The organism is Streptomyces camelliae (assembly GCF_027625935.1).
Lineage (GTDB): Bacteria > Actinomycetota > Actinomycetes > Streptomycetales > Streptomycetaceae > Streptomyces > Streptomyces camelliae.
This window is the reverse complement of the sequence record NZ_CP115300.1, coordinates 4,917,604-4,939,740: the sequence shown is the minus strand read 5'-3', so window position 1 is coordinate 4,939,740 and position 22,137 is coordinate 4,917,604. Positions and strand designations below refer to the sequence as shown.

The 22,137-nt window shown below is 68.0% G+C and carries 25 protein-coding genes and 1 pseudogene; 10 read left to right on the top strand and 16 right to left on the bottom strand.

Translation table 11 applies throughout. The annotated features are described in order from the left end of the window. The first annotated feature begins 7 nt into the window (after positions 1-7). Positions 8-1,006: an inorganic phosphate transporter gene (locus O1G22_RS22490; protein ID WP_270082968.1), complete on the top strand. Its 999-nt coding sequence runs from the start codon at positions 8-10 to the stop codon at positions 1,004-1,006. A 211-nt stretch (positions 1,007-1,217) separates the two neighbouring features. Here the strand turns inward: O1G22_RS22490 and pstB are convergent, their stop codons facing one another. The 4 genes from pstB to pstS form a co-directional block, all read right to left on the bottom strand. After that, positions 1,218-1,994 carry a phosphate ABC transporter ATP-binding protein PstB gene (gene pstB, locus O1G22_RS22485; RefSeq protein ID WP_270082967.1) on the bottom strand — a complete coding sequence of 259 codons (777 nt, stop codon included), beginning with the start codon at positions 1,992-1,994 and terminating at the stop codon, positions 1,218-1,220. 47 nt (positions 1,995-2,041) lie between these two features. Further along, on the bottom strand, positions 2,042-3,103 hold the full coding sequence (pstA, locus tag O1G22_RS22480) for a phosphate ABC transporter permease PstA (RefSeq protein WP_270082966.1): 1,062 nt from the start codon (positions 3,101-3,103) through the stop codon (positions 2,042-2,044). Then, positions 3,100-4,110, bottom strand: coding sequence for a phosphate ABC transporter permease subunit PstC (pstC, locus tag O1G22_RS22475; protein ID WP_270082965.1), 1,011 nt, complete (start codon positions 4,108-4,110; stop codon positions 3,100-3,102). Before pstC ends, pstA begins: the two co-directional genes overlap by 4 nt. A 115-nt stretch (positions 4,111-4,225) precedes the next feature. Then, the gene (gene pstS / locus O1G22_RS22470; protein ID WP_270082964.1) at positions 4,226-5,362 is read right to left on the bottom strand and encodes a phosphate ABC transporter substrate-binding protein PstS; all 1,137 of its coding nucleotides are present in this window, start codon (positions 5,360-5,362) and stop codon (positions 4,226-4,228) included. Between the two features lie 377 nt (positions 5,363-5,739). Here pstS and O1G22_RS22465 point away from each other — a divergent pair, with 377 nt between their 5' ends. Beyond that, the gene (locus O1G22_RS22465) at positions 5,740-7,296 is read left to right on the top strand and encodes an FAD-binding oxidoreductase (RefSeq protein ID WP_270082963.1); all 1,557 of its coding nucleotides are present in this window, start codon (positions 5,740-5,742) and stop codon (positions 7,294-7,296) included. A gap of 23 nt (positions 7,297-7,319) precedes the next feature. Here O1G22_RS22465 and O1G22_RS22460 read toward each other — a convergent pair whose 3' ends face one another. From O1G22_RS22460 to O1G22_RS22435, 6 genes are all read right to left on the bottom strand, one after another. After that, the gene (locus O1G22_RS22460; protein ID WP_270082962.1) at positions 7,320-8,024 is read right to left on the bottom strand and encodes a phosphatase PAP2 family protein; all 705 of its coding nucleotides are present in this window, start codon (positions 8,022-8,024) and stop codon (positions 7,320-7,322) included. Between the two features lie 246 nt (positions 8,025-8,270). After that, the gene (locus tag O1G22_RS22455; protein WP_270082961.1) at positions 8,271-9,215 is read right to left on the bottom strand and encodes a bifunctional lytic transglycosylase/C40 family peptidase; all 945 of its coding nucleotides are present in this window, start codon (positions 9,213-9,215) and stop codon (positions 8,271-8,273) included. Between the two features lie 113 nt (positions 9,216-9,328). Beyond that, the gene (locus O1G22_RS22450) at positions 9,329-11,056 is read right to left on the bottom strand and encodes a serine/threonine-protein kinase (protein ID WP_270082960.1); all 1,728 of its coding nucleotides are present in this window, start codon (positions 11,054-11,056) and stop codon (positions 9,329-9,331) included. Between the two features lie 54 nt (positions 11,057-11,110). Continuing rightward, positions 11,111-11,884, bottom strand: coding sequence for a trypsin-like serine peptidase (locus O1G22_RS22445; protein WP_270082959.1), 774 nt, complete (start codon positions 11,882-11,884; stop codon positions 11,111-11,113). 44 nt (positions 11,885-11,928) lie between these two features. Further along, the gene (locus tag O1G22_RS22440; RefSeq protein WP_270082958.1) at positions 11,929-12,558 is read right to left on the bottom strand and encodes a Uma2 family endonuclease; all 630 of its coding nucleotides are present in this window, start codon (positions 12,556-12,558) and stop codon (positions 11,929-11,931) included. Positions 12,559-12,740: 182 nt separating this feature from the next. Continuing rightward, the gene (locus tag O1G22_RS22435) at positions 12,741-13,196 is read right to left on the bottom strand and encodes an ATP-binding protein (protein WP_270082957.1); all 456 of its coding nucleotides are present in this window, start codon (positions 13,194-13,196) and stop codon (positions 12,741-12,743) included. Positions 13,197-13,392: 196 nt separating this feature from the next. Here O1G22_RS22435 and O1G22_RS22430 point away from each other — a divergent pair, with 196 nt between their 5' ends. Beyond that, positions 13,393-14,238, top strand: a complete 846-nt coding sequence (locus O1G22_RS22430; RefSeq protein WP_270082956.1) for a helix-turn-helix domain-containing protein — start codon at positions 13,393-13,395, stop codon at positions 14,236-14,238. A gap of 10 nt (positions 14,239-14,248) precedes the next feature. Then, positions 14,249-14,572, top strand: a complete 324-nt coding sequence (locus O1G22_RS22425) for a DUF397 domain-containing protein (protein ID WP_270082955.1) — start codon at positions 14,249-14,251, stop codon at positions 14,570-14,572. Between the two features lie 72 nt (positions 14,573-14,644). On the opposite strand, the gene O1G22_RS22420 is transcribed toward O1G22_RS22425, so the two are convergent. The 4 genes from O1G22_RS22420 to O1G22_RS22405 all read right to left on the bottom strand — a co-directional run bounded on the left by O1G22_RS22420 (position 14,645) and on the right by O1G22_RS22405 (position 17,742). Next, positions 14,645-15,316: a contact-dependent growth inhibition system immunity protein gene (locus O1G22_RS22420; RefSeq protein WP_270082954.1), complete on the bottom strand. Its 672-nt coding sequence runs from the start codon at positions 15,314-15,316 to the stop codon at positions 14,645-14,647. Between the two features lie 16 nt (positions 15,317-15,332). Beyond that, complete coding sequence (locus tag O1G22_RS22415) at positions 15,333-16,619, bottom strand: RNase A-like domain-containing protein (protein ID WP_270082953.1); 1,287 nt, start codon at positions 16,617-16,619, stop codon at positions 15,333-15,335. Then, the gene (locus O1G22_RS22410; protein WP_270082952.1) at positions 16,616-16,969 is read right to left on the bottom strand and encodes a hypothetical protein; all 354 of its coding nucleotides are present in this window, start codon (positions 16,967-16,969) and stop codon (positions 16,616-16,618) included. The genes O1G22_RS22415 and O1G22_RS22410 overlap by 4 nt, the downstream gene beginning before the upstream one ends. A 146-nt stretch (positions 16,970-17,115) precedes the next feature. Then, positions 17,116-17,742, bottom strand: coding sequence for a hypothetical protein (locus O1G22_RS22405; RefSeq protein ID WP_270082951.1), 627 nt, complete (start codon positions 17,740-17,742; stop codon positions 17,116-17,118). A 111-nt stretch (positions 17,743-17,853) separates the two neighbouring features. On the opposite strand from O1G22_RS22405, the gene O1G22_RS22400 reads away from it, so the two are divergent. Further along, positions 17,854-18,042: a toxin-antitoxin system HicB family antitoxin gene (locus O1G22_RS22400; protein ID WP_270082950.1), complete on the top strand. Its 189-nt coding sequence runs from the start codon at positions 17,854-17,856 to the stop codon at positions 18,040-18,042. Beyond that, positions 18,039-18,344 (top strand): hypothetical protein, encoded by a 306-nt coding sequence (locus tag O1G22_RS22395; RefSeq protein ID WP_270082949.1) that lies wholly within the window; start codon positions 18,039-18,041, stop codon positions 18,342-18,344. Before O1G22_RS22400 ends, O1G22_RS22395 begins: the two co-directional genes overlap by 4 nt. 24 nt (positions 18,345-18,368) lie before the next feature. Here O1G22_RS22395 and O1G22_RS22390 read toward each other — a convergent pair. Then, positions 18,369-18,755: pseudogene (locus O1G22_RS22390) on the bottom strand (trypsin-like serine peptidase); the annotation flags it as partial. Between O1G22_RS22390 and O1G22_RS22385 the strand changes: the two are divergent. The 3 genes from O1G22_RS22385 to O1G22_RS22375 all read left to right on the top strand — a co-directional run bounded on the left by O1G22_RS22385 (position 18,709) and on the right by O1G22_RS22375 (position 20,311). Next, positions 18,709-19,482: a DUF5753 domain-containing protein gene (locus O1G22_RS22385; RefSeq protein WP_428986388.1), complete on the top strand. Its 774-nt coding sequence runs from the start codon at positions 18,709-18,711 to the stop codon at positions 19,480-19,482. The pseudogene O1G22_RS22390 and the gene O1G22_RS22385 overlap by 47 nt on opposite strands. A gap of 9 nt (positions 19,483-19,491) precedes the next feature. Beyond that, positions 19,492-19,827, top strand: a complete 336-nt coding sequence (locus tag O1G22_RS22380; protein WP_270082948.1) for a DUF397 domain-containing protein — start codon at positions 19,492-19,494, stop codon at positions 19,825-19,827. A gap of 88 nt (positions 19,828-19,915) precedes the next feature. Continuing rightward, a complete protein-coding gene (locus tag O1G22_RS22375) occupies positions 19,916-20,311 on the top strand; it encodes an LppU/SCO3897 family protein (RefSeq protein ID WP_270082947.1) in 396 nt (131 codons plus the stop codon). A gap of 179 nt (positions 20,312-20,490) precedes the next feature. On the opposite strand, the gene O1G22_RS22370 is transcribed toward O1G22_RS22375, so the two are convergent. After that, positions 20,491-21,393 (bottom strand): oxidoreductase, encoded by a 903-nt coding sequence (locus O1G22_RS22370; protein ID WP_270082946.1) that lies wholly within the window; start codon positions 21,391-21,393, stop codon positions 20,491-20,493. Positions 21,394-21,455: 62 nt separating this feature from the next. On the opposite strand from O1G22_RS22370, the gene O1G22_RS22365 reads away from it, so the two are divergent. Next, the gene (locus O1G22_RS22365) at positions 21,456-22,061 is read left to right on the top strand and encodes a TetR/AcrR family transcriptional regulator (protein ID WP_270082945.1); all 606 of its coding nucleotides are present in this window, start codon (positions 21,456-21,458) and stop codon (positions 22,059-22,061) included. Positions 22,062-22,137 lie beyond the last annotated feature (76 nt).

Below are 22,137 nucleotides of genomic sequence, written 5' to 3'. Positions count from 1 at the left end.
GGCGTCGATGGACACCTTCGCCCTCATCGTGACCATCCTGGTCGCGCTCTTCTTCACGTACACGAACGGCTTCCACGACTCGGCGAACGCGATCGCCACGTCGGTGTCGACCCGCGCGCTGACGCCGCGGGCGGCGCTGGCGATGGCCGCGGTGATGAACCTGGCGGGCGCCTTCCTGGGCTCGGGCGTCGCCAAGACGGTCAGCGAAGGCTTGATCGAGACCCCGTCCGGCTCGACGGGGATGGGCATCCTCTTCGCGGCCCTCCTCGGCGCCATCACCTGGAACCTGATCACCTGGTACTACGGCCTGCCGTCCTCGTCCTCCCACGCCCTGTTCGGCGGCCTGGTGGGCGCGGCCCTGGCGGGCGGCACCGGCGTCCACTGGAACGGCGTGGTGGACAAGGTCATCATCCCGATGTTCCTGTCCCCGGTGGTCGGCCTGATCGTCGGCTACCTGGTCATGCTGGCCATCATGTGGCTGTTCCGCCGCGCCAACCCGCACAAGGCCAAGCGGGGCTTCCGCATGGCGCAGACGGTCTCGGCGGCAGGCATGGCCCTGGGCCACGGCCTCCAGGACGCCCAGAAGACCATGGGTGTGGTCGTCATGGCCCTGGTGATTTCCGGCCACGAGACGTTCGGCGATCCGATCCCGGTGTGGGTGAAGATCGTCTCTGCGGTGATGCTGTCGCTGGGCACGTACGCGGGCGGCTGGCGCATCATGCGCACCCTGGGCCGCAAGATCATCGAGCTGGACCCCCCGCAGGGCTTCGCCGCGGAGGCGACCGGCGCCTCGATCATGTTCGGCACCGCGTTCCTCTTCAAGGCGCCGATCTCCACGACCCACGTCATCACCTCGGCGATCATGGGCGTGGGCGCGACGAAGCGCGTGAACGCCGTGCGCTGGGGCGTGGCCAAGAACATCGTGCTGGGCTGGTTCATCACGATGCCGGCGGCGGCACTGGTCGCTGCGCTGGCGTTCGGGATCGTCAAGCTGGTGGCGCTGTAACCCTGCCCCTGGCCACCCGCCCACTCGACCCGGTCGGCCGAAAAGCCGCCCCAGTCGAGTGGGCGTTCGCCTTTCTACGAAGCCCCCGGTCACGGCACCGGAGCCGAACGCACCCGAACGCAATGGGCCCGCCCCCGGGAGCCAGGGGCGGGCCCTCTTGCGTCCTCGCGGTGGCACCGCCATGCAGCACCGCGAGGGGTCCGGTACCGGCCTAGCCGAAGCGGCCGGAGATGTAGTCCTCCGTCGCCTGGACCGACGGGTTGGAGAAGATCCGCTCGGTGTCGTCGATCTCGATCAGGCGGCCCGGCTGGCCCACGGCCGCCAGGTTGAAGAACGCCGTACGGTCCGAGACGCGCGCGGCCTGCTGCATGTTGTGCGTCACGATGACGATCGTGAAGCGCTCCTTCAGCTCGCCGATCAGGTCCTCGATGGCGAGGGTCGAGATCGGGTCCAGGGCGGAGCACGGTTCGTCCATCAGCAGGACCTTCGGCTCGACCGCGATCGCCCGCGCGATGCACAGACGCTGCTGCTGGCCACCCGACAGGCCCGAGCCGGGCTTGTTCAGGCGGTCCTTGACCTCGTTCCAGAGGTTCGCGCCCTTCAGGGACTTCTCGACGATGTCGCTGAGTTCCGACTTCTTGAAGCTGCCGTTCAGACGCAGACCCGCCGCCACGTTGTCGAAGATCGACATCGTGGGGAAGGGGTTCGGGCGCTGGAAGACCATGCCGACCTCGCGGCGGACGGACACCGGGTCGACGCCCGCGCCGTACAGGTCCTCGTCGTCCAGCAGCACCTTTCCCTCGACGCGGCCACCGGGGGTGACCTCGTGCATGCGGTTCAGCGTGCGCAGGAACGTCGACTTGCCGCAGCCGGAGGGGCCGATGAACGCCGTCACCGAACGCGGCTCGACGGTCATCGAGATGTCCTCGATCGCCTTGTGGGAGCCGTAGTAGGCGGTCAGTCCGCTTACGTCGATTCGCTTGGCCATATCTACTTCACTTCCAGAAATTCAAGCTCGGTCGCTGTATGGCCGCGTCAGCGACCGGTCTTCGGGGCCTTCCAGCGGGCGATGCCGCGGGCCACCAGGTTGAGGATCATCACGAAGGCGATCAGCGTGAGCGAAGCCGCCCAGGCGCGGTCGTAGGCCGCCGGTGAACCCGAGCTGTTCGCGTACTGCTGGTAGATGTACAGCGGCAGAGCCTGCTGCGCGCCCGAGAACGGGTTGTTGTTGATGAAGGAGTTGCCCCACACCAGCAGCAGGATCGGCGCGGTCTCGCCCGCGATACGGGCGATCGCCAGCATGATGCCCGTGGTGATGCCGCCGATCGAGGTCGGCAGGACCACCTTCAGGATGGTGCGCCACTTGGGCACGCCGAGCGCCAGGGACGCCTCGCGCAGCTCGTTCGGTACGAGCTTGAGCATCTCCTCCGTGGAGCGGACGACGACCGGCATCATCAGGATCGCCAGGGCCAGCGAGCCGGCGAAGCCGAAGGGCTCCATGTTGAACATCAGCATGAGGCTGAGGATGAACAGACCCGCGACGACGGACGGGATACCGGTCATCACGTCGACGAAGAAGGTGACCGCGCGGGCGAGGCCGCCACGGCCGTACTCGACCAGGTAGACCGCCGTGAGGACACCGATCGGGGCGCCGATCAGGGTGGCCAGGCCGACCTGCTCCAGGCTGCCGATGATGGCGTGGTAGATGCCGCCGCCCGGGTCGGTGTCGGCGACGATGCCCATCGAGTGGGTGAGGAAGTAGGGGTCGAGGACCTTCACACCGCGCTTGACGGTGGTCCAGATCAGCGAGATCAGCGGAACGAGCGCGATCAGGAAGGCCACCCAGACCAGGGAGGTGGCGATGCGGTCCTTGGCCTGCCGCTTGCCCTCGACCACCGTCGAGATGACGAAGGTGCCGACGACGAACAGGATCGCGGCGATCAGACCCCACTGGACCTTGCTGCTCAGTCCGGCGCCCAGGCCGATGCCCACGGCGACCGCGACGGAGCCGGCGGCGATCGCCCAGGGCGACCACTTCGGCAGACGTGCGCTGCGCAGGCTGTTGGGCAGCTTGTCGGTGACAAGAGCGGTGCTCATGCGTTGGCCCCCGAGTACTCCTTGCGGCGGGCGATGATCGCGCGGGCCGCGCCGTTGACCAGCAGGGTGATGACGAACAGGATGAGACCGGAGGCGATGAGCGCGTCCCGGCCGTCCTGCGTCGCCTCGCCGAACTTGCTGGCGATGTTCTGGGCGAAGGTGCCGCCGCCCGGGTCGAGCAAGCTGGTCTGGATGTCGAAGGTCGGCGAGAGCACGGTGGCGACGGCCATCGTCTCGCCGAGGGCGCGGCCGAGGCCCAGCATGGAGGCCGAGATCACGCCGGAGCGGCCGAAGGGGAGGACCGCCATGCGGATCACTTCCCAGCGCGTGGCACCGAGGGCCAGCGCGGCCTCCTCGTGCATCTGCGGGACCTGGCGGAAGACCTCACGGCTCACGTTGGTGATGATCGGCAGGATCATGATCGCGAGCAGGATGCCGACGGTGAGCAGGGAGCGGGGGGCACCGCCCTGCCAGGAGAAGATCCCGGTCCAGCCGAGGTAGTCGTTCAGCCAGCCGAACAGGCCGTTCAGGTGCGGTACGAGGATCAGGGCGCCCCACAGGCCGTAGACGATGGACGGCACGGCAGCGAGCAGGTCGACCACATAGGCGACGGGACCGCTCAGCTTGCGCGGGGCGTAGTGGGTGAGGAACAGCGCGATCGCGACCGCGACCGGCACGGCCAGGGCCATGGCGATGACCGAGGAGACCACGGTGCCGAAGGCCAGGACGGCGATGCCGAAGGACGGCGGGATGACGTTGGTGTTCCACTCGAAGGTGGTCAGGAAGTTCCCGTGGTCCTTGCTGATCGCGAGGGACGCGCGGTAGCTGAGGAAGACCGCGATCGCGGCCATGATCACCAGCAGCAGGATGCCCGAGCCGCGGGACAGGCCGAGGAAGATGCGGTCACCGGGGCGGGTCGCGCCGCGCGGAGCGCGCCTGTGCCCGGCATCGGCGGGCTGGGGGGTGGGGGGAGGTGCGTCAGTTGTCTTCTTGGTCGATATGTCCATCAGGTTCTCCGGTCTGCGGAGCCGTTCACCGGGTGGGTGACGCGGCTCATGGCGGCGGTGCACCGGACGGTGCGGCCCGGCCCGTACAGGCACCGGACCGCACTCACGGATCAGGTCAGCTCAGGCCGGCGATGGTGGTGCGGACCTTGCTGATGATCTCGTCGGGCATCGGCGCGTAGCTGATGCCGCTGAGGATCTTCTGGCCGTCCTCGGACGCGATGTAGTTGAGGAAGGACTTGACGGTGGGCAGGGTGTCGGGCTTGTTGCCCTTGTCGCAGACGATCTCGTACGTCACCAGGGTGATCGGGTAGGCACCGTCAGCCTTGGTGTTGTAGTTCAGCTTCAGGGACAGGTCCTGGCCGGTGCCGACGACCTTGGCGTCCGCGATGGCCTTGGTGGCGCTGTCGCTGCTCGGGGCGACCGGCGCGGAGGCACCGGTGTTGACGCTGGCCGCCTTGATGCCGTCACCGACGTAGGACAGCTCGAAGTAGCCGATGGCGCCGTTGGTCTGCTTGACCTGCTGGGCCACACCGGAGGACTGGGCGGCGGACTGACCGCCCTGGGCCTGCCAGGTCTTGCCGCCCGAGTACTTCCAGTTCTCCGGGGTGGCGGCCTTCAGGTACTTGGTGAAGTTGTCCGTGGTGCCGGAGTCGTCCGAGCGGTGGAAGGCCTGGATCTTCAGGTCGGGGAGCTTGGCGCCCTTGTTCAGCGCGGCGATCGCCGGGTCGTTCCAGTTGGTGATCTTGCCGTCGAAGATCTTGGCGATGGTCGGGGCGTCCAGGACCAGGTTGTCCACGCCGTTCACGTTGTAACCGACGGCGATCGGGCCGCCGAGCATCGGCAGGTCGATGCCCTGGCCGCCGCTGGAGCAGACCTTCTTGGAGGCGGCGACGGCGTCGGGCTTCAGCGCGGAGTCGGAACCGGCCCACGGGATCTGGCCCTGCGTGAACGCGGTGACACCGGCGCCGGAACCGCCGGCCTTGTAGTTGATCTGCACGCCACAGGCCTGCGAGAAGTTCTTGACCCAGGCCTGGATCGCGTTCTTCTGCGCGGAGGAGCCGTCGGACAGCAGCTGGCCCTTGGCGCCGTCACACTTGATGGCGGAGGCGTTGGTGGACGTCGAGGGACCACCGGACGCCGTGCTCCCAGTGCTGGTGTTGTCGGAGCCGCACGCCGTCAGGGCCAGGGCGCTGGAGACGGCGATCGCACCGAGAGAGACGGCGCGCAGCCGGTTCGTGCGCTGAAGCTTCACTTTCGGGAGTTCCTTCCAGGAGCCGCCGCGGTCGGCGGCGTGCGAAGTCAGTCGACAGATGCGGGAGCGGCACCCTTATGGCCGCACTCCGCACCGGGTACGGCCGAAATTAGGCAGAACAGGTGAAGCCGCCGATGGCCGGAAGTGAACGGGGGGTGAACCCCTGCCGTCGGCGTGGTGAGGTCACGGAATGCTCACGGGGAGAGCACGCGCAGGTTCCGACCGCCGGCGACGGCTGGGTTACGCCCACGCGTCTTCGGCGTTCGTTTCCCCGGGTGCGAACCGTCGCGAACTTTTACGCCCGAGGCGCCGTCTCACCCCAGGAAGGCCCGAGGGGGTCTGGGGGATCCGGGGAAAGGCGACCAAGGACCATGGTCATGGAACGACGTACGTTCATCGCGGGCGGAACGGCCGCGCTCGCCGCGACCGCACTGTCGGGCTGCAGCGGCGGCGCGGGCACATCGGCCACGACGGCGAACACAGGCACATCGTCTCTTATGTCCATAAAGTCGGCCAGTGCCGGCGCCGCCGCCACCTGGACCGACCTCGCCCATGACCTGGACGGCACCCTGGTCCGCCCCGGCGACGCGGCCTGGAGGACGGCGCACCAGCTCTACAACACCCGCTTCGACGGCCTGAAGCCCGCCGCGGTGGCCTACGTCGCCCACGCCGACGACATACGCACCACCCTCGCCTACGCCCAGGCACACCACCTGAAGGTGTCGATACGCAACGGCGGCCACTCCTACGCCGGCTACTCCTCCGGCGACAACCGCCTCATCCTCGACGTCTCCAAGCTGAACCGCATCCGGGTCAGCGGCGGCCAGGCGGTCGTCGGCGCCGGCTCCAAGCTGATCGACGTCTACCGGGCACTGGCGGCCAAGGGCGTGACCATACCCGCCGGCTCCTGCCCGTCCGTCGGCGTCTCCGGCCTGGTCCTCGGCGGCGGCCACGGCGTCGCCTCCCGCGCCTACGGCCTGACCTGCGACAACCTCACCCAGGCGACGCTGATCACGGCGGACGGCACCCAGGTGACGGCGAACGCGAAGGATCACTCCGACCTCTTCTGGGCCCTGCGCGGCGCGGGCAACGGCAACTTCGGCGTCGTCACCGAGCTGCAGTTCAGGACGCATGCGGCGCCGCAGGCGGTGACGGCGTACCTGACCTGGCCCTGGTCGAAGGCGGCGGCGGTGCTGAAGGCCTGGCAGGAGTGGGGCCCGGCCCAGCCCGACGAGATCTGGTCCGCCCTCCACCTGGACTGCTCCCCCGGCCGCACCCCGTCGATCTCGGTCGCCTGCTTCTCGATGGGAACGTACGGCGAACTCCAGAACGCGGTGGACCGCCTCGCCCACCAGGCCGGTGCGAACGCCACCTCGGTCGCCCTGCACCGCAAGGGCTACGAGGAGGCGATGGAGACCTACGCGGGCTGCACCTCCTTCTCCACCGACGCCCAGTGCCACCTGCCCGGCTCCACCCCCGGCCGCTCCCCGCAGGGCAGGCTCGGCCGGGACACGTACGCGGCCCGCTCCGACTTCTTCGACCGCTCGCTGTCGCCGGCGGGCATCCAGACGGTCCTTCGCCAGATCGCCGCGGTACGGGGCGGCGCGGGCAGCATCGCCTTCACGGCCCTCGGCGGCGCGGTGAACCGTGTGTCGCCGACGGCCACGGCCTTCGTCCACCGCCGCTCGCGCATGCTGGCGCAGTACTTCACGTCCTGGGGCGCGGGCGCCTCCGGCGCTACGGCCCAGTCGTGGCTGTCGTCGGCCCACGCGGCGATGCGGCCGTACGCCTCGGGCGCGGCGTACCAGAACTACACGGACCCGACGCTGAGCGACTGGCGCACGGCGTACTACGGGGACGCGGCGACGAGGCTGGGCAAGGTGAAGAAACAGTACGACCCGCAGCGCTTCTTCTCGTACGCGCAGGGGCTGTAGGTCGATCGAACGGGACGTGGCTGCTACGCCGCCAGGTCCCGCTCCTCGTTCTCCACGGCCGTACGGGCGCCGGGCAGCAAGGCGTCCTGCTGCCCGCCCACCGCGGACCGGCGGCGCACGATCCACCCGGCCCGGCGGGACCGCTCCACCGCGCGCATCAGCGGGGTGAGCAGGGCCATCGCCGCCGGGGAGAGCAGCAGGGCGACCGCCGTGCCGAGGGCGAAGCCGCCGATGACGTCCGTCGGGTAGTGCACGCCCATGTAGACCCGGCAGAACCCCTCGAACAACGCGAGCCCGATCCCGGCGATGCCGAAGCGGCGATGGGCGACGAACAAACCCACCCCGAGGGCCATGGTGATGGTGGCGTGGTCGCTGACGAAGGAGAAGTCGGTCTTGCCGGAGACGAGGACGTCGAGCCCCTGGTGATCGACGAAGGGCCGAGGCCGCTGCACGAACCCCCGGATGGGGATGTTGACGAGTACGGCGATCCCAGCGGCCAGCGGGGCCCAGACCAGCGCGGCGACGGAGGACGCGGCGTTCTCGCCGCCGCGCCGCCGCACGGACCACCAGCACCACACCACCAGCAGCACCATCGCGACCAGCAGCCCGTACTCACCGACGAACTCCATGATCCGGTCGAACCAGTGCGGAGCGCCCTTGGCGAGACCGTTGATGTCGTAGAGCAGGCCGACGTCGGGGTTCGATCCGGATTCGGCGAGTACAGCCATGGTGCTGTGGCCCCTTCGTCGTCTACCGGACGCACCTCATGTGCGCCGCTTCCACCCCCGTGGTCGTAGATCCGCTTCCGCTGCACTGCCGTACTGCCCGCATCGACGTCCGCTCGGCTACGTCAAAAGGAACGCACACCCCTCATCAATACGTTCCACTCTCCACTGAATGATCACTCAGACGTTATCGAAGAGAGACTCATCACCGCAGCTCAGGGGGGTGGTTCACGCTCGGTTGACACCGTCTCACACCGCCGTGGGGAGCGCTTTTGCGCCATCTTCGGTGACGCGGGTGGCGCCGAAGTAATCAGGGCTGTCGATGGGATCGAACCGGATCACGGCCCCGGTCCTCGGCGCGTCGATCATGTACCCGCCCCCCACATAGATCCCCACGTGGTGGATGGCCCGTGAGTCACTGAGGTCGGTCGAGAAGAACACGAGGTCACCGGGGAGCAGCTGGTCCCGGGACGGATGCGGCCCGGCGTTGTACTGATCGTTGGCCACCCGCGGCAACGTGATCCCGACAGTCGCGTACGCGGCCTGCGTCAACCCCGAACAGTCGAACCGCCCACCCTGCTCAGCGGTCCCCTCCCCACCCCACAGATAGGGCGTCCCCAGCTTCTTCTGCGCGAAGTCGATGGCACCGGCGGCTTGTTGGGTGGGGTCGATCCGGCCGACGGGAGCGGCGAAGCTCTTGGCCAGGCTGTTGATCCGCTGAACGTAGTCCTGGGTCTCGCTGATACCCGGCACCCCGCCGGCCTTTATCACCCGGTAGGCACCGGCGTTGTAGGCGGCGAGCATGTTGTCGGAGACGTTGCCCGGCACGTTCTTCACGTCCTTCGCCAGCTGGCAGTCGTACGAAGCCGCCGACGGAATCGCGTCGTTGGGGTCCCAGACGTCGCGCTTGCCGTCCCCGTTGGCGTCGATGCCGTAGATGGCCCACGTGCCGGGGATGAACTGCGCGATGCCCTGCGCGTTGGCCGAGCTGACGATTTTCGGATTCCAGCCGCTCTCCTGGTACAGCTGCGCGGCGAGCAGCGCCGGAGTCAGCTGCGGGCACAGGTTGCCCCACTTCTGCACGAGCCCCTGGTAAGCAGCCGGTACGGCCCCCTTGGACAGCCCCCGGCCCGCCGAGGCGACCCCGCCCATGAGGTTCCCGCCGACGACGTAGACCCCCACGACGAGCAGCATGACGAAGCCCATGAAGAGTCCGACGGCCGCCCCACCGATCACCCATACCTTCCGCACGGTTCAACTTTCCCCCATGCGCGAGCGGTTCAAGGCTCTTTTTGCGTGATGTGGCGTCATTTCACAGTGAAGCCCTGGCACATGATGGCGGTGTAGTCGCTGGGCGTGCGGATGTGGAACCACTGCACCGTCCAGTCGCCGGGATCGTTGCCGACCGGGATGGCGGGCAAGGACTTCTTCCCGTCCATCCAGGAACGGAAGTCGTCCGGGTAGGTGAGGTACGTCCAGGCGGACGCGTCACCGCCGTAGAGGTCGATGGGCTTGCTGGTGTAGCCCAGCGTCGCGCTCTGCGAGAGCACTCCGACGACAGGCTTCCCGGTGCTCGGGTCGATGCCGTGCGGCGGTTTCACGCTGACGGTCACGTAGTACGGGCCGTGGATCCCGGGGTGCCCGGAGTAGCTGTTGTGCCAGAACCCGATCCGCACCTTGTGGCCGAAGACCGGGCGCTCCGCCCTGTTGCCGGGGTCGTCGGGGTCGGCCATGGAGGACAAGAAATCTTTGGGCGCCGACTCCGCGTTCGGCAGCTGGCACTCTCCCGTCGACGACTTCCAGTACTGGCGGTCGATGTTGTCCGCCGCGTAGGCGGGCGCGCCGCCCGTGCCGGTGGCCGTCTTGGACGCCGTCGCCTGCGGGCTGGACGCCTTGCCCGACGCGCTCGCGGAAGCCCGGCCCCCAGCGGTGTCCTTGCCGTCACCCTCCTGGGCGAGCACCACCGCGGTGGCCGCTCCGATCCCCACCACGAGTCCCACCGCCACGGCGACCATCCACCGCTTGCTCCGACGGCGGGCGGGCTGGCCCAGCTGGGTGGGCGTGTAGCCGTGACCGCCGTACGCGGGCCCCACCGTGGGCAGGTCGTGCGGCCCTATGGGCGACGCCACCGGCTGCGGAATCGGCGTCGGCGTCGGCGTCGGCGTCGGCGGGGTCTGCGGCGCGGCCTCGCCCAGCGCGGCGAGGCCGGCGTAGAACGGGTCCTCCACGAGTGCGGACCGCACCCCGCACCGGGCGATCACCTCCGCGAGTCCCGGCCGGGCGGCGGGGTCCTTGGCCGCGCACGCCTCGATCAGGGCGGCCAGGTCCGGTTCGACGCCCGCGAGGTCGATGGGCTCGTGGACGGCGCGGTAGCTGACGCCGTTCGGGTCGCCGGAGCCGAAGGGCGGTCGGCCGGTCGCCGCGTAGGCGAGGGTGGCGCCCAGGGCGAACACGTCGGCGGCCGGGCCGACCTGGTTGCGCATCAGCACCTCGGGCGCCGTGAAGCCGGGCGTGCCGGGCGCGAACCCGGCGTCGGTGAGGGCGGCCTGGTCCGCCGTGCGGGCGATGCCGAAGTCGATGAGCTGGGGTCCCTGAGCTGCGAGAATGACGTTCTGCGGCTTCAGATCCCGATGCGTCACCCCGTACTCGTGGACGGCCGCGAGGCCCTCGGCAAGGGCGGCGAAGAGGCTGCGGCAGGTCTCGACGGGCAGCGGCCCCCGTTCGGCGACCGCCTGGGCGAGGGTCGGGCCGGTGACGTACTCCGTGGCCAGCCAGTACGGTGCGCTGTCCAACGAGGCGTCGATCAGGTTGGCCGTATAGGCACTCCGCACCGCCCGCGCCGTCTCCACCTCACGCCGGAATCGGGCCAGCGCCTCGGGATGCTCGGTGATCTCGTCCCGGATCACCTTGATGGCGACCAGCCGGCCGCCGGGCGAGCGCCCGAGATACACCTGCCCCATCCCACCCGCCCCGAGCCGGGCGAGCAGGGTGTGGGTGCCTATGTGCGACGGGTCCTGAGGCTTGAGTGCGTCCACGGACACACCCTGCCATGAAGATCAGTTTTCGGTCAGCGGTTGGCCGTACGGGGGTCAGCGACCGCTCGTCGCATCCTTGTACAGCTCCGCCGCCTCGCTCCCCAGCACCACGCTGTACGACACGTCGTCCGTGTCGCCGCCCTCCTCATGCCCGCCGATCACACCGACGACCTGGCCGTCGCCGTTGATCCAGGGACTGCCGCTGGTGCCGGTGCTGAAGGCCGGGCAGTCGATGCGCTGCTGGGTGCGGCTGTGCACCGTCGGTTTGTTGATGCAGCGGATCGGCACCTCACGGGAGGATGGGTAGCCGACGACGGTCACGGCGGTGGCACCGGTCTCCGTGCCCGCCGTGAAACGGTTGCCCCCGACCACGGCCTCCAGCTTCCGCCCGTTCAGGTCCTGGACGACGGCGAAGGCCACGTCGCTGTCCTCGTCCTGATCCTTGGCCCACCCGTCGGACAGGTACCGCTTGCCCACCTTCCACACCCCGTACGGCGCCTTCCCGTCCCGGTAGCCCGGCACGAAGAGCAGACCGCCGTCTTCGGCACCGGCCACGCAGTGCGCCGCCGTGACGATGAGATCGCGCCCGGGACTGTGCACGACCGAGGCGGTGCAGTAGTGACCGCCCTTGAGATCGTTGGCCCGGTCCGCGCCGAAGAGCGCGCCGATCCGCTCCGTGTGCCGGTCCGCCTGGGCCTCGGCGGTCACCCCGAGGGGGCCCGACGGCTCATCGGCGACCGCCACGGACGCCGAGGTCAGCGCAAGCATCACCACCACCCCGAGCAATGCGGGGCGTGTGTGGACCCAGATGCGTGTGGTGCGCTTCATCAGCCACCACTCTGCCCCGCGAATGTGAGAAAGGTGCTCCGACTTCACTGAGAATTTCCTGTGAAACCTCCGCTTGGCCGTTGGGGATCGCCGTATACGGGGAAGTCGCCGGTCGCGACGTCCCCTCGTAGCGGCTCGGGCAGCGGCAGCGACTCCCCGAACTTACCCGTCAGTACATCCCGGTAGGCGCCGTTGTCGGGCCGGGTGTGCAGGGCCCAGGTGGCCTTGCGCGGGTCGATGACGAGCAGCGCGGGAACGCGGGCCACGGCGTACCAGTCGGCCTTGTCGCGAATGTCCCGGGACTTCTCGGAGGAGGAGATGACTTCGACGGCGAGCGCGGCATCCTCGGGGGCGGCCAGCCAGTCGTCGTCCTCCTCCCACTCCAGGGGCAGAACGACCAGATCCGGCGTCACATAGTCGTCCGGGTCGTCGGGGAGGGCGATGGACGACACCTCGTACACGTCCAGCCCATCGGGGAGGGACGCGCCTTCCAGCTGCCGCCGCAACCGCTTCACCACGCCCGCGTGCTTGCCACGCGGAGTCGGGGACATCACGAGCTTCCCTCCCACGATCTGCACCCGCAGACCCGTCGCTTCCTCGATCTTCTCCGCGATCTGGCGCAGGTTCCCCGGCCGGGGAGGCGGGCCGTTCCAAGTGCCGGACGACACGGACATGGCTCGCTGCCTCCGTCCTTCCGCCTCGGTGGCATCACCGGCCGAATGAGCGGGTTCGGTGGGAGGTCCGACGTCCCGCTCGGCTTCGTACCTACGGTACTGGTCGGCCCCCCGTAAAGCGCCCGCCTCACGCACACGCACCGCCGCCATGAACCTCTCCTTCACGCTTTGATCAGACACGACTACGGTACGTCACCGCTCTGACAGTCCGCCCACAGCAGCTTCCCGCCCCAGGACGCCCCGAGATGGCGCAGCACGGACACGCCCCAGGAGTCGGCGCAGGTCCGCACGAGGTGCAGGCCGCGCCCGTTTTCGGCGTCACCCTCCGGTACTGGCAGGGGTACGGCGCCGGCGTCGGTGTCAGGGGCGAAGCCGGGCGGGACGCGGGGGTCGGTGTCCCAGACGGCCACCGTCACCTTCCCCGATTCCCTGCCGAGGAGCCGGAGGGCGTAGGGGCCGGCGGTCTGCAGATGCGCGTTGGCGAGCAGTTCGGCGGCTACGAGTTCAGCGGTGGGGGTGAGCGGGGAGAGGTCGTGCGCGGCGAGGACGGTACGGAGGGTTGCGCGAGCGATCCCCGGTGCGCGTGGATCGTGCGGGAGGTGGAGGGTGTAGGCCCAGGGCTTGGATACGGTGGGCATCGAAGTCTCCGTTCGGGATGGGGGGTTGAGGTGCGGTTGTTTCGAATGCCCAGTGACCACGCCGCTCCGTCGAGCGGGGCACTTCTGGGCGGGGGCCCAGTTGTAAGGTAGCGACACGGAGTGAAGGTCTTCACCGAAAACCGGATATCTCCTTCACCTACCACCCGTGTGAGTGACAGCAAGGAGGCGGCAATCCGTGAGGAACCCAACGGGTCGCCAGTTGCGCTTTGGCGCGGAGCTGCGGAAACTGCGCGAGCGAGCGGGCTTGAGTTCCACCGAGGCCGGTCAACTCCTGGGCATCAAGCAGGCGCAGGTCAGCAACATGGAGGCCGGTCGCGTCGGTGTGAGCCCCGACCGGATGCACACCATCGCCTGCCACTACGACTGCTCCGACAAGCCCCTCGTCGAAGCACTCGCGGCCATGACTTCCGAACGCAAACGCGGCTGGTGGGAGCAGTACCGCGAAGTGCTTCCGAACGCGCTCCTCGACCTGGCCGAACTGGAGCACCACGCTCAGTCGTTGCGCGCCAGCACCACGGCCCGTATCCCCGGGCTGCTCCAGACACGCGAGTACGCACTCGAAATCTTCCGCCAGGCGGTCACCGAACTCTCGCCGCCCGACATCGAGCACCGCCTCTCGTTCCGCATCAAGCGGCAGGCGATCCTCTACGACGAGGACGACCCCACCCCGTACGAGGCGATCGTCCACGAGGCGGCCCTCCGTATGCAGGTCGGCGGCCCGACGGTTACCCGGCACCAGCTGCAGCACCTGCTCGACATGAGCGACCGTGACCACATCACACTGCGGGCCATCACCTTCGAGGCCGGCGCCTACCCGGGATCCGGGCAGTCGATCTTTTACGCATACGGCGCAGTGCCGCAGCTGGACACCGTCCACCTGGACCAAGCACACGGTCTCGCGTTCCTCGACGCCGAGGCCCAGTTGCACAAGTACCGGACCCTCTTCGAGCGGATCGATGCCGTAGCCCTCGCCCCGGAGAAGACCCGAGACCTTGTCCACAACCTGATGCGAGAGCTGTGAAGGAAGACTTATGAACCCACAGAACTGGCAGAAGTCGTCCTACTGCTCCGAGGGCGACTCCTGCATACACGTCGCCGCCACCCCCCACACCATCCACCTCACCGAATCCTCCGACCCCACCGGCGCGATCCTCACCACCACCCCCGCCGCCTTCGGCGCCCTCCTCACCACCCTCAAGAAGGAACCGGCGCCCACCACCCAGACCGACAACGACGACACCCCCCTCCGCCTCCGCTCCGCGGACACCGTCGTCACAACCACCCGCCACAAGTGGAACGCCTTCGTACTCGGCGTACAGGCAGGCGAGTTCGACCACTTCGTGGCCACGCCCTGAGGCGCAATCAAAGGAAACCGTCAGGCACGCCAGATCCTGTCACCACCACGGCTCCACGGTGGTTTTTGTAACTCATGGGTGCGTGCGCAAGTGGTGCCTGATGATTCCTTGGATGTCGGTGAGCCACCGGCGCAGAGAGATGCCGTCAGGCGGGGGTTCCCTGAGACCGAGTACTGATGCCGCTTCGCCGAGCTCGTCCTCTGACGGGTTCAGGGTCAGGAATTCCGTGGCTTCGGATGCGGCTTGTTCCAAGTCCTCGTTCAGTTCGCCAGTCAGGTAGTCGTCCATCGCTTCCGCATGCGAGTGGTACTCGATCTCCAGACTGTCCTGATAGAAGTACGCTCCGAGGAAATGCGCGAGTGCCGGGAACCTCTCCCTCCATTCCCATGAGGTCTGCGGACGGATGGTGGGATCGGGCGCCGGAGGGGCGGTGAGGTATCGACTCAGGTGGTGGCGAACGACCCTGAGACAGTCCTCGACGCTCGCTCCTCGGGGAGGTTCGATGTGCGGCAGGAGGTCGACATCGCCGGCGATCTCGTCGCTGAAGAGGCCGACTTCAAGCAGGTCGTCGATCTCGCGCACCGCGGCTGCCGCTCGGTCAGGGGTGCGTGCCGCCGTCCGCAGGTACGAGTTCAGAGCACGACCTGGGGCCTCCAGGGTGTCGTCGAAGACCTCACCGGTCGATTCGTAGGCGCTGAGGAGTCGGCTCAGTTCATGGAAGCGATCGTCTGAGAGCGCGGTCATGTGTCCCTGGCTGGTTCTAGGAAGGGTAGGAAGTCAGGACTCGGTAGCCCAGAGGAGCAGTCGGGTCACGCTTGAGGACCACCGTCGCGCCCTTGACCCATTCTGACGGAAGGCCATTGCGGAAGTTGTACCGGCTCATGCTCAAGCCGGTGTTTTCGCCCAGGTCTTCTACCACGAAGGCTTCCTTGGGTGACTTCTTCGGACCGTTCAGCCAAGCGTCGACCTGCTTTTGGCGCCGCAAAAGCACGGCGTCGGTGAACTTCTGGGCCGACTCCTCGTCGATATATCGGGAGGCCGTTTTGAGCCTCGGGTTGGCGCGAAGTCGGGCTCGTAGATCTTGGGTGGTCACCTCGACATGCTTCGCCAGCGTATGGGGCGACGACTTGGCCGTGCCCTTGCCTTCGTCGCCCGCGAGGTCGGACCAGTACTTCGGATTGACCGCCCCCTTGCGTTTGCTGCGCGGCCAGGCGTTTGGTTCGCCATCGCCCTTGATCAGCAGGCCGAGGTCGTCGAGGGTGGGAGCTACCGCACCCCCAGGTAGCGCCAGCGCGGGACCGACGGAAGGCAGCCGGACACCTCCGAGCAGTTCCGTGATGCCACCTGCTCTGTTGATGGCCTGGACCGTTGCACCGGCCCCTCCCAGGAGCCCGCCGGTGATGGCACCGTCCACGCCCGCGCTGCGGGCCTCGTCGATGTTGAGCCCGCCCTTCTGCTCGCCGAGCGCGATGGACAGGGGCTGGGTAACGGCGAGGTTCACGGCTACGGATTCGACGCCGGCGAACGCCGCGGTCGCCAAGGTCGTAGTAGCGATGGCCGCGATCTCCTCCGACACCGCCACGCCGAGGCTGGCGGCGGTGTCCGCGATCCCGGCCGCCACAGCAACAGCGGCATCCTCGGAAAGGCTGAAGGTGACGACGGAGAGGACCCCGCCGACCACGAGCGTGGCACCGGCGATCTCCAGCTCGTGCTCCAGCTTCTTCTTCACCCCGTGGATGAAGTCCGCATACGCATCCAGCGACTTGGCCATGTCGCGGGCAGCGTCGGCGAGGTCCTTCAGCCAACCGCGTTTGTCGTAGTAGTAGCGGCGCCAGAACGGGTCGTCGAAGGCGGAGATGGCCTCGCCCTTGTTGTGCTCGATGATGGTGCGGGCCGCCTTGTTGGCACCGGCCGTGACATCGTCGACGTCGTCGGCGAAGTCCCGCCACGTCTTCGCGGCATGCCGAAGCCCGCCCTCGTCCGCAGCCGGCCACCACATGCCGGTCATCTCCTGGACGATCTTGCGAGCCTTGTCCGCGACGCTCACTGGTGCGCGCCCTTACCGCCATGGTCGACATGGATCCGGCTGAACATGCTCCGGACCAGCTCTTCGTTGTCGATGTGGCCATCCGCCATGTCGACCATGGCCTCGCGAATGCTGGCCAAGCCGTCGACAAGGATCTTGGTGGCGTGCTCGATCTGCGTCACGTGCGGGCCGTACATCTTGTGGAACTTCTGGCCCTGCTCGTCGTCACCCCACGGTGCCCCGGCCGCCTCCAAGCCGTGCTTCAGCTTGGTCAGGGCGTGAGCGAGAGCAACGCTTTCATGCTCGAAGTGGGGCGCTGTCGCCTTGAGGTCCGCGATCTTGATATCGAGTATCTTGCCGCTGTCGCCCATGACTTGACGTCTTCCCCCTCTACTGATCGCCTGGATGTTCGACCTTAGTCACGGTCTGCGCTTCACGATTGCAAGCCGCATCAAGACCGAGTAAAGATCTGACGGGTGGTCGTGAGTCACCTCACTTTCGCGTGAGCAGGGCGACCTCACCTGCGCAGCTGAACCGGCGCCACCTGAGGCGGCAGCACCGGCTCGCCGAGTTCGTTCATCTGTGTACCTGAGGGATATCGGGCGCATTCGGCATACGCGGCGACCTGGAGGCGGTCGCCGGGGTACGCCTCCACGGACACGGTGTCCTCGCCGTTCACGGGCTTCAAGCTCAGCCGGAGCCAAGAGCGGGAGTTCTCATAACCGGCGACCTTCCAGCCCTGCCGCGTCAGTTCCGCACGCGCCCGTTGCATCGCGGAAACCGCCTCCGCGCGGGAGACCCCCTTCAGCGCCCACCCGCTGCTCACATCGACCACGCCCGGAGGGCTCCCGGGAGAGTCACTCAACTCCTCGTCGAGGTGACGCAGCCCCCGGTAGGAGCAGCCGTAACCATCGGCCTCCGGGCTGCCGCCGGGCTCCAGTTCTGCGTCAGGCAGATCCAGAGCGTCGTACACAGCCTGTGTGTAACCGTCCAATCGCGTCGCCGTGGCCACCGGATCCGCGACGGGGTACGGCTCCCCGTCCCACAGCCGCGTGCAGCCGGCAACCGCGGCCACGGCCAGCAGGACGGCCGACACGGCGGCGATCTTCCGGTGCGGGCTGGTGCGGCGACATTCCTGTGTCATGCACAGAATCGTGCGGCGGGGATCGCACAACGGCATGAGTCGTCGTACTCATCCCTACTGGGTTTGCGGACTGACCTGCCTGCATTGGTATGACTCGGGTAGGATCCCGGTATGACCACGAAGATGACCGTCTCACTCTCGGATGAATCCGCTGGTTACGTTCGCACTCACGCCCCTGAGGGCAACGTCTCCGCGTTCATAGACCGTCTCATCCGGCGGCAGATCACGCTGGACGCGGCCAAGCAGTTGGTCGCAGCCGGTTACCGTCCTGAGCTGGACGGCGAGGGTGACGTGTGGTGAACAAGGGCGACATCTGGCAGATCAAGAGTGCCCAAGGTGAACGCACCGTGTGCGTCGTCAGCCTCGACAGCCTGGACGAGACGTTCGGCGCCTGCCTCGCCATCGTGCTGCACCCGCCCGGCGCTTATCCCGACACCATCATGTCCGTGCACCTGAACGCCCCTGTCGAAGCAGTCGCCGTGGCGCTCAATCTCACCCAGCTCAAGACAACCCGCTTCGACGACGGCACCTACCTGGGAAACATCGGCCCGGACGCGGTCGCCCGGGTCGACCAGGCCCTTCGCGCGGTGCTCGACCTCTGAACGGCATTGCGCGACGCGCTGAACGTCGATGTGCTGCTGGGTGCGGCTGTGCACGGTCGGTTTGTTGATGCACCGGATCGGCACCTCACGGGAGGATGGGTAGCCGACGACGGTCACGGCGGTGGCACCGGTCTCCGTACCCGCCGTGAAACGGTTGCCCCCGACCACGGCCTCCAGCTTCCGCCCGTTCAGATCCTGGACGACGGCGAAGGCGAGGTCGCTGTCCTCGTCCTGGTCCTTGGCCCACCCGTCGGGCAGGTACCGCTTGCCCACCTTCCACACCCCGTACGGCGCCTTCCCGTCCCGGTAGCCCGGCACGAAGAGCAGACCGCCGTCTTCGGCGCGGGCCACGCAGTGCGCCGCCGTGACGGCGAGATCGCGCCCGGGACTGCGCACGACCGAGGCGGTGCAGGTCAGCAACATGGAGACGGGGCGCCTCGCCGTGAGCGCGGAACGGGTACGCAGCATGGCCGCCCAATACGACTGCTCGGACAAGGCCCTGGTCGAGGCGATCGCCGGGATGACCGGTGAACGCAGGCGCGGCTGGTGGGAGGAGTACCGCGACATCCTGCCGTCGAGACTGCTGGACCTTGCCGAACTCGAACACCACGGCACCGCACTGCGCACGGCCCACACGTCAGGCATCCCCGGCCTGCTCCAGACCCTGGACCACGCCCGCGAGGTGTTTCACCAGGTGGTGCCCGAGTTGTCACCGCCCGAACTGGAGCACCGCGCCTCGTTCCGCATCAAGCGCCAGGCCGTTCTGTTCCGTCGCGGCCCGGTCCCGTACAAGGCGATCATCCACGAAGCCGCCCTGCATATGCGGTTCGGCGGACGTCAGGTGGCAAAGCAGCAGCTCAAGCATCTCCTCAAGATGAGCGAACACCCGAACATCTCGCTCCATGTCATCCCGTTCGACGCCGGTGGATACCCCGGAGCGGGCCAGCCCATCTACTACGTCCACGGACCCGTGCCCCAGCTCGACACCGTCCAGCTCGACCAGTCGCACGGCATCGCCCTGCTGGACGCCGAGGCCCAGCTCGACAAGTACCGCAAGGTGCTTGACCGCCTGATGAGCCTCAGCCTCATCGAGTTGGAGTCACGAGCCCTCATTCACAGCATCATCCAGTCCCTCTGAGAGGTAAGCATGATCTGGCAGAAGTCGTCGTACTGCGGCGAAGGCGAGTCCTGCATACACATAGCCGCCACCCCGGGCACCATCCACCTCACCGAATCCTCCGACCCCACCGGCGCGATCCTCACCACCACCCCCGCCACCTTCGCCGCCCTCCTCACCACCCTCAAGAAGGAACCGGCGCCCACCACCCAGACCGACAACGACGACACCCCCCTCCGCCTCCGCTCCGCGGACACCGTCGTCACAACCACCCGCCACAAGTGGAACGCCTTCGTACTCGGCGTACAGGCAGGCGAGTTCGACCACTTCGCGCGGCCTCTGTCGAAGCCTTCACCGACCTTGTGAGCTACGCACAGTTGACGAACGGCGAGTACCTGCGGGTGGGTTAGATTCGTGGACGCCTTCGCACGTCCCACTGCCTGAGGAACTGCCCGTGTCCCACATACAGCCCCACGGCGGCATGAACGCCTCGTACACCCCGGAGCAGATACGACGCAACCGCCTGATCTTGCTCGGTGTGCTCCTTGTCATCGCGGGCCTGGTGGCGTTCGTGACCTTGGGCCCGCACGACACGAAGGACCAGTCCGCGACGCTCAAGGCTGGTGACTGCTTCCAGAACATCGGGACGGACAAGGCAGCGAAGGCCAAGAAGCTCGACTGCACTGACCCGCACGCCGACTACAAGGTTCTGAAGATGGACAAGAACGGAGTCGTCGATACTTTCTCGTGCTCCGACGTCCCAGGCACGACCGGATCGCTCACCCAGATGGGCCCAGGAGGGTCGTTCGTCGTCTGCTTCAAGGGGAACGACGAGAAGGGCAAGAAATAGCCGGGCGCAGCCGGCCCTCTCTCCAGACGCCGATGCGTCCTTCAGAACTGCGATGGTGAACAAGGGCGATGTCCAAGCAGATCAAAGACGAGGTCGCCCGGGTCGACCAGGCCCTTCGCGCGGTGCTCGATCTCTGACCGACCCTCAGTGACGCGACCAGGCTGGTCGGACCGGGCCCGTCACCCCACCGGCTTCAGCCCCCACGCCACCCCGGTCAGCTCCTCCGACAGCGTCCACAGCCGCCGGGCCGCCTCCGGGTCGCTGGCCGCAGCGCTACGGCTGACCAGGGTCGGCGCGCCGCGCCACTCACCCAGGCCGTCCGGGCCGACGTAGGCCGCGCCGGGCAGGTCCTGGCTCGCGGCGAACAGCGTGGGCAGGGCGCCGGCCCTGTCGCTCTGGGCGAGCAGCTTGTCGGTGACCGCCATGACGCCCCTCATCAGGGCGTTGCCGTGGTGGCTCGTCAGGTTGGTGGCCGCGTAGCCGGGATGGGCGGCCAGGGCCCGGACCGGGGAGCCGGCCTCGGTGAGGCGGCGCTGGAGTTCCAGGGTGAACAGGAGGTTCGCCAGCTTGGACTGACCGTAGGCGCGGACCGGGGTGTAGCGGCCGCGCAGGTTCACGTCCTCGAAGCTGATCACTCCGTCGCCGAAGCGGTGGGCGCCGGAGGCGACCGTCACCACCCGGTCCGTCACATACGGCAGGAGCAGGTTGGTCAGCGCGAAGTGCCCGAGGTGATTCGTGCCGAACTGCATCTCGAAGCCCTGCTTCGTCCGCTGCTCCGGCAGCATCATCACGCCCGCGTTGTTGATCAGCAGGTCCAGCGGGCGGTCCCAGCCGTCCGCGAACTCCCGCACCGAGTCCAGGTCCGCCAGGTCCAGCCGGCGCACCTCCGTGCTGCCGCCCACCCGTGCCGCCGCAGCCCCGCCGCGTGCCAGATCCCGTACGGCGAACACCACATGCGCCCCGGCCCGCGCCAGCGCCTCGGCGGTGACGAGGCCGAGGCCGCTGTTGGCGCCGGTGATCACGGCCGTACGGCCGGTGCAGTCGGGGAGGTCGGTCACGTTCCACTTCTTCGTATCAGCCATGCCCCGAATGTAGGCATCGCCAACAAAGATGTCAATGACAACATCGCGATACGATGGTCCGCATGCCGCGCCAGCCCACCAGCCGCCCCTATCACCACGGAGACCTGCGCACCGCCCTGCTCAAGAGCGCCGAGCGCACCCTGCGCGAGAAGGGGGTCGGCGCACTCTCGCTGCGCGAGCTGGCCCGTGACGCCGGCGTGAGCCACGCCGCCCCGGGGCGGCACTTCAAGGACAAGCAGGCCCTGCTCGACGCCCTCGCCCTCGACGGGTACGAGCGCCTCAACCGGGCCCTGGACACCGCCGTCGAAAGCCCCGGCCTCGACTTCGAGGGACGCCTGACCGCCCTCGCCCGCGCCTACCTCGGTTTCGCCATGGCGAACCCCGAGCTGCTGGAGCTGATGTTCACCCGCAAGCACGACCCCGACAGCTCCGACCTGCTCGCTTCGGCCGTCGAACACTCCCTCGGCTCCATCACGCGGATGATCGCGAAGGCCCAGGAGCAAGGGCAGATCGTCGCGGGCGACCCCGAGCGGATCACCATGGCCGCCGCCGCGAGCCTGCACGGCCTCGCCACCCTCATCGCCCACGGCGCACTCCCCGCCGAGGAGTCGATCAACGGCCTGGACGAACACGTCCACCTACTGCTGAACGGCCTCCGGCCGCGGTAACACGCGTCAGCCCCACATCAGTTACGCGCGTAGGCCCGCTCTGTGCCCGCTCTGTGCCCCAGGTCAAGCCACCCCC

Bases quoted from the DNA above. Each gene is read 5' to 3' on its own strand.
- O1G22_RS22405 (WP_270082951.1), bottom strand. From the start codon at position 17,742: ATGACACAGGAATGTCGCCGCACCAGCCCGCACCGGAAGATCGCCGCC.
- O1G22_RS22380 (WP_270082948.1), top strand. From the start codon at position 19,492: ATGATCTGGCAGAAGTCGTCGTACTGCGGCGAAGGCGAGTCCTGCATA.
- O1G22_RS22425 (WP_270082955.1), top strand. From the start codon at position 14,249: ATGAACCCACAGAACTGGCAGAAGTCGTCCTACTGCTCCGAGGGCGAC.
- O1G22_RS22400 (WP_270082950.1), top strand. From the start codon at position 17,854: ATGACCACGAAGATGACCGTCTCACTCTCGGATGAATCCGCTGGTTAC.
- O1G22_RS22490 (WP_270082968.1), top strand. From the start codon at position 8: ATGGACACCTTCGCCCTCATCGTGACCATCCTGGTCGCGCTCTTCTTC.
- pstC (WP_270082965.1), bottom strand. From the start codon at position 4,110: ATGGACATATCGACCAAGAAGACAACTGACGCACCTCCCCCCACCCCC.
- O1G22_RS22460 (WP_270082962.1), bottom strand. From the start codon at position 8,024: ATGGCTGTACTCGCCGAATCCGGATCGAACCCCGACGTCGGCCTGCTC.
- O1G22_RS22420 (WP_270082954.1), bottom strand. From the start codon at position 15,316: ATGACCGCGCTCTCAGACGATCGCTTCCATGAACTGAGCCGACTCCTC.
- O1G22_RS22455 (WP_270082961.1), bottom strand. From the start codon at position 9,215: ATGCTGCTCGTCGTGGGGGTCTACGTCGTCGGCGGGAACCTCATGGGC.
- O1G22_RS22435 (WP_270082957.1), bottom strand. From the start codon at position 13,196: ATGCCCACCGTATCCAAGCCCTGGGCCTACACCCTCCACCTCCCGCAC.
- pstB (WP_270082967.1), bottom strand. From the start codon at position 1,994: ATGGCCAAGCGAATCGACGTAAGCGGACTGACCGCCTACTACGGCTCC.
- O1G22_RS22410 (WP_270082952.1), bottom strand. From the start codon at position 16,969: ATGGGCGACAGCGGCAAGATACTCGATATCAAGATCGCGGACCTCAAG.
- O1G22_RS22445 (WP_270082959.1), bottom strand. From the start codon at position 11,884: ATGAAGCGCACCACACGCATCTGGGTCCACACACGCCCCGCATTGCTC.
- O1G22_RS22465 (WP_270082963.1), top strand. From the start codon at position 5,740: ATGGAACGACGTACGTTCATCGCGGGCGGAACGGCCGCGCTCGCCGCG.
- O1G22_RS22370 (WP_270082946.1), bottom strand. From the start codon at position 21,393: ATGGCTGATACGAAGAAGTGGAACGTGACCGACCTCCCCGACTGCACC.
- O1G22_RS22365 (WP_270082945.1), top strand. From the start codon at position 21,456: ATGCCGCGCCAGCCCACCAGCCGCCCCTATCACCACGGAGACCTGCGC.
- O1G22_RS22440 (WP_270082958.1), bottom strand. From the start codon at position 12,558: ATGTCCGTGTCGTCCGGCACTTGGAACGGCCCGCCTCCCCGGCCGGGG.
- pstA (WP_270082966.1), bottom strand. From the start codon at position 3,103: ATGAGCACCGCTCTTGTCACCGACAAGCTGCCCAACAGCCTGCGCAGC.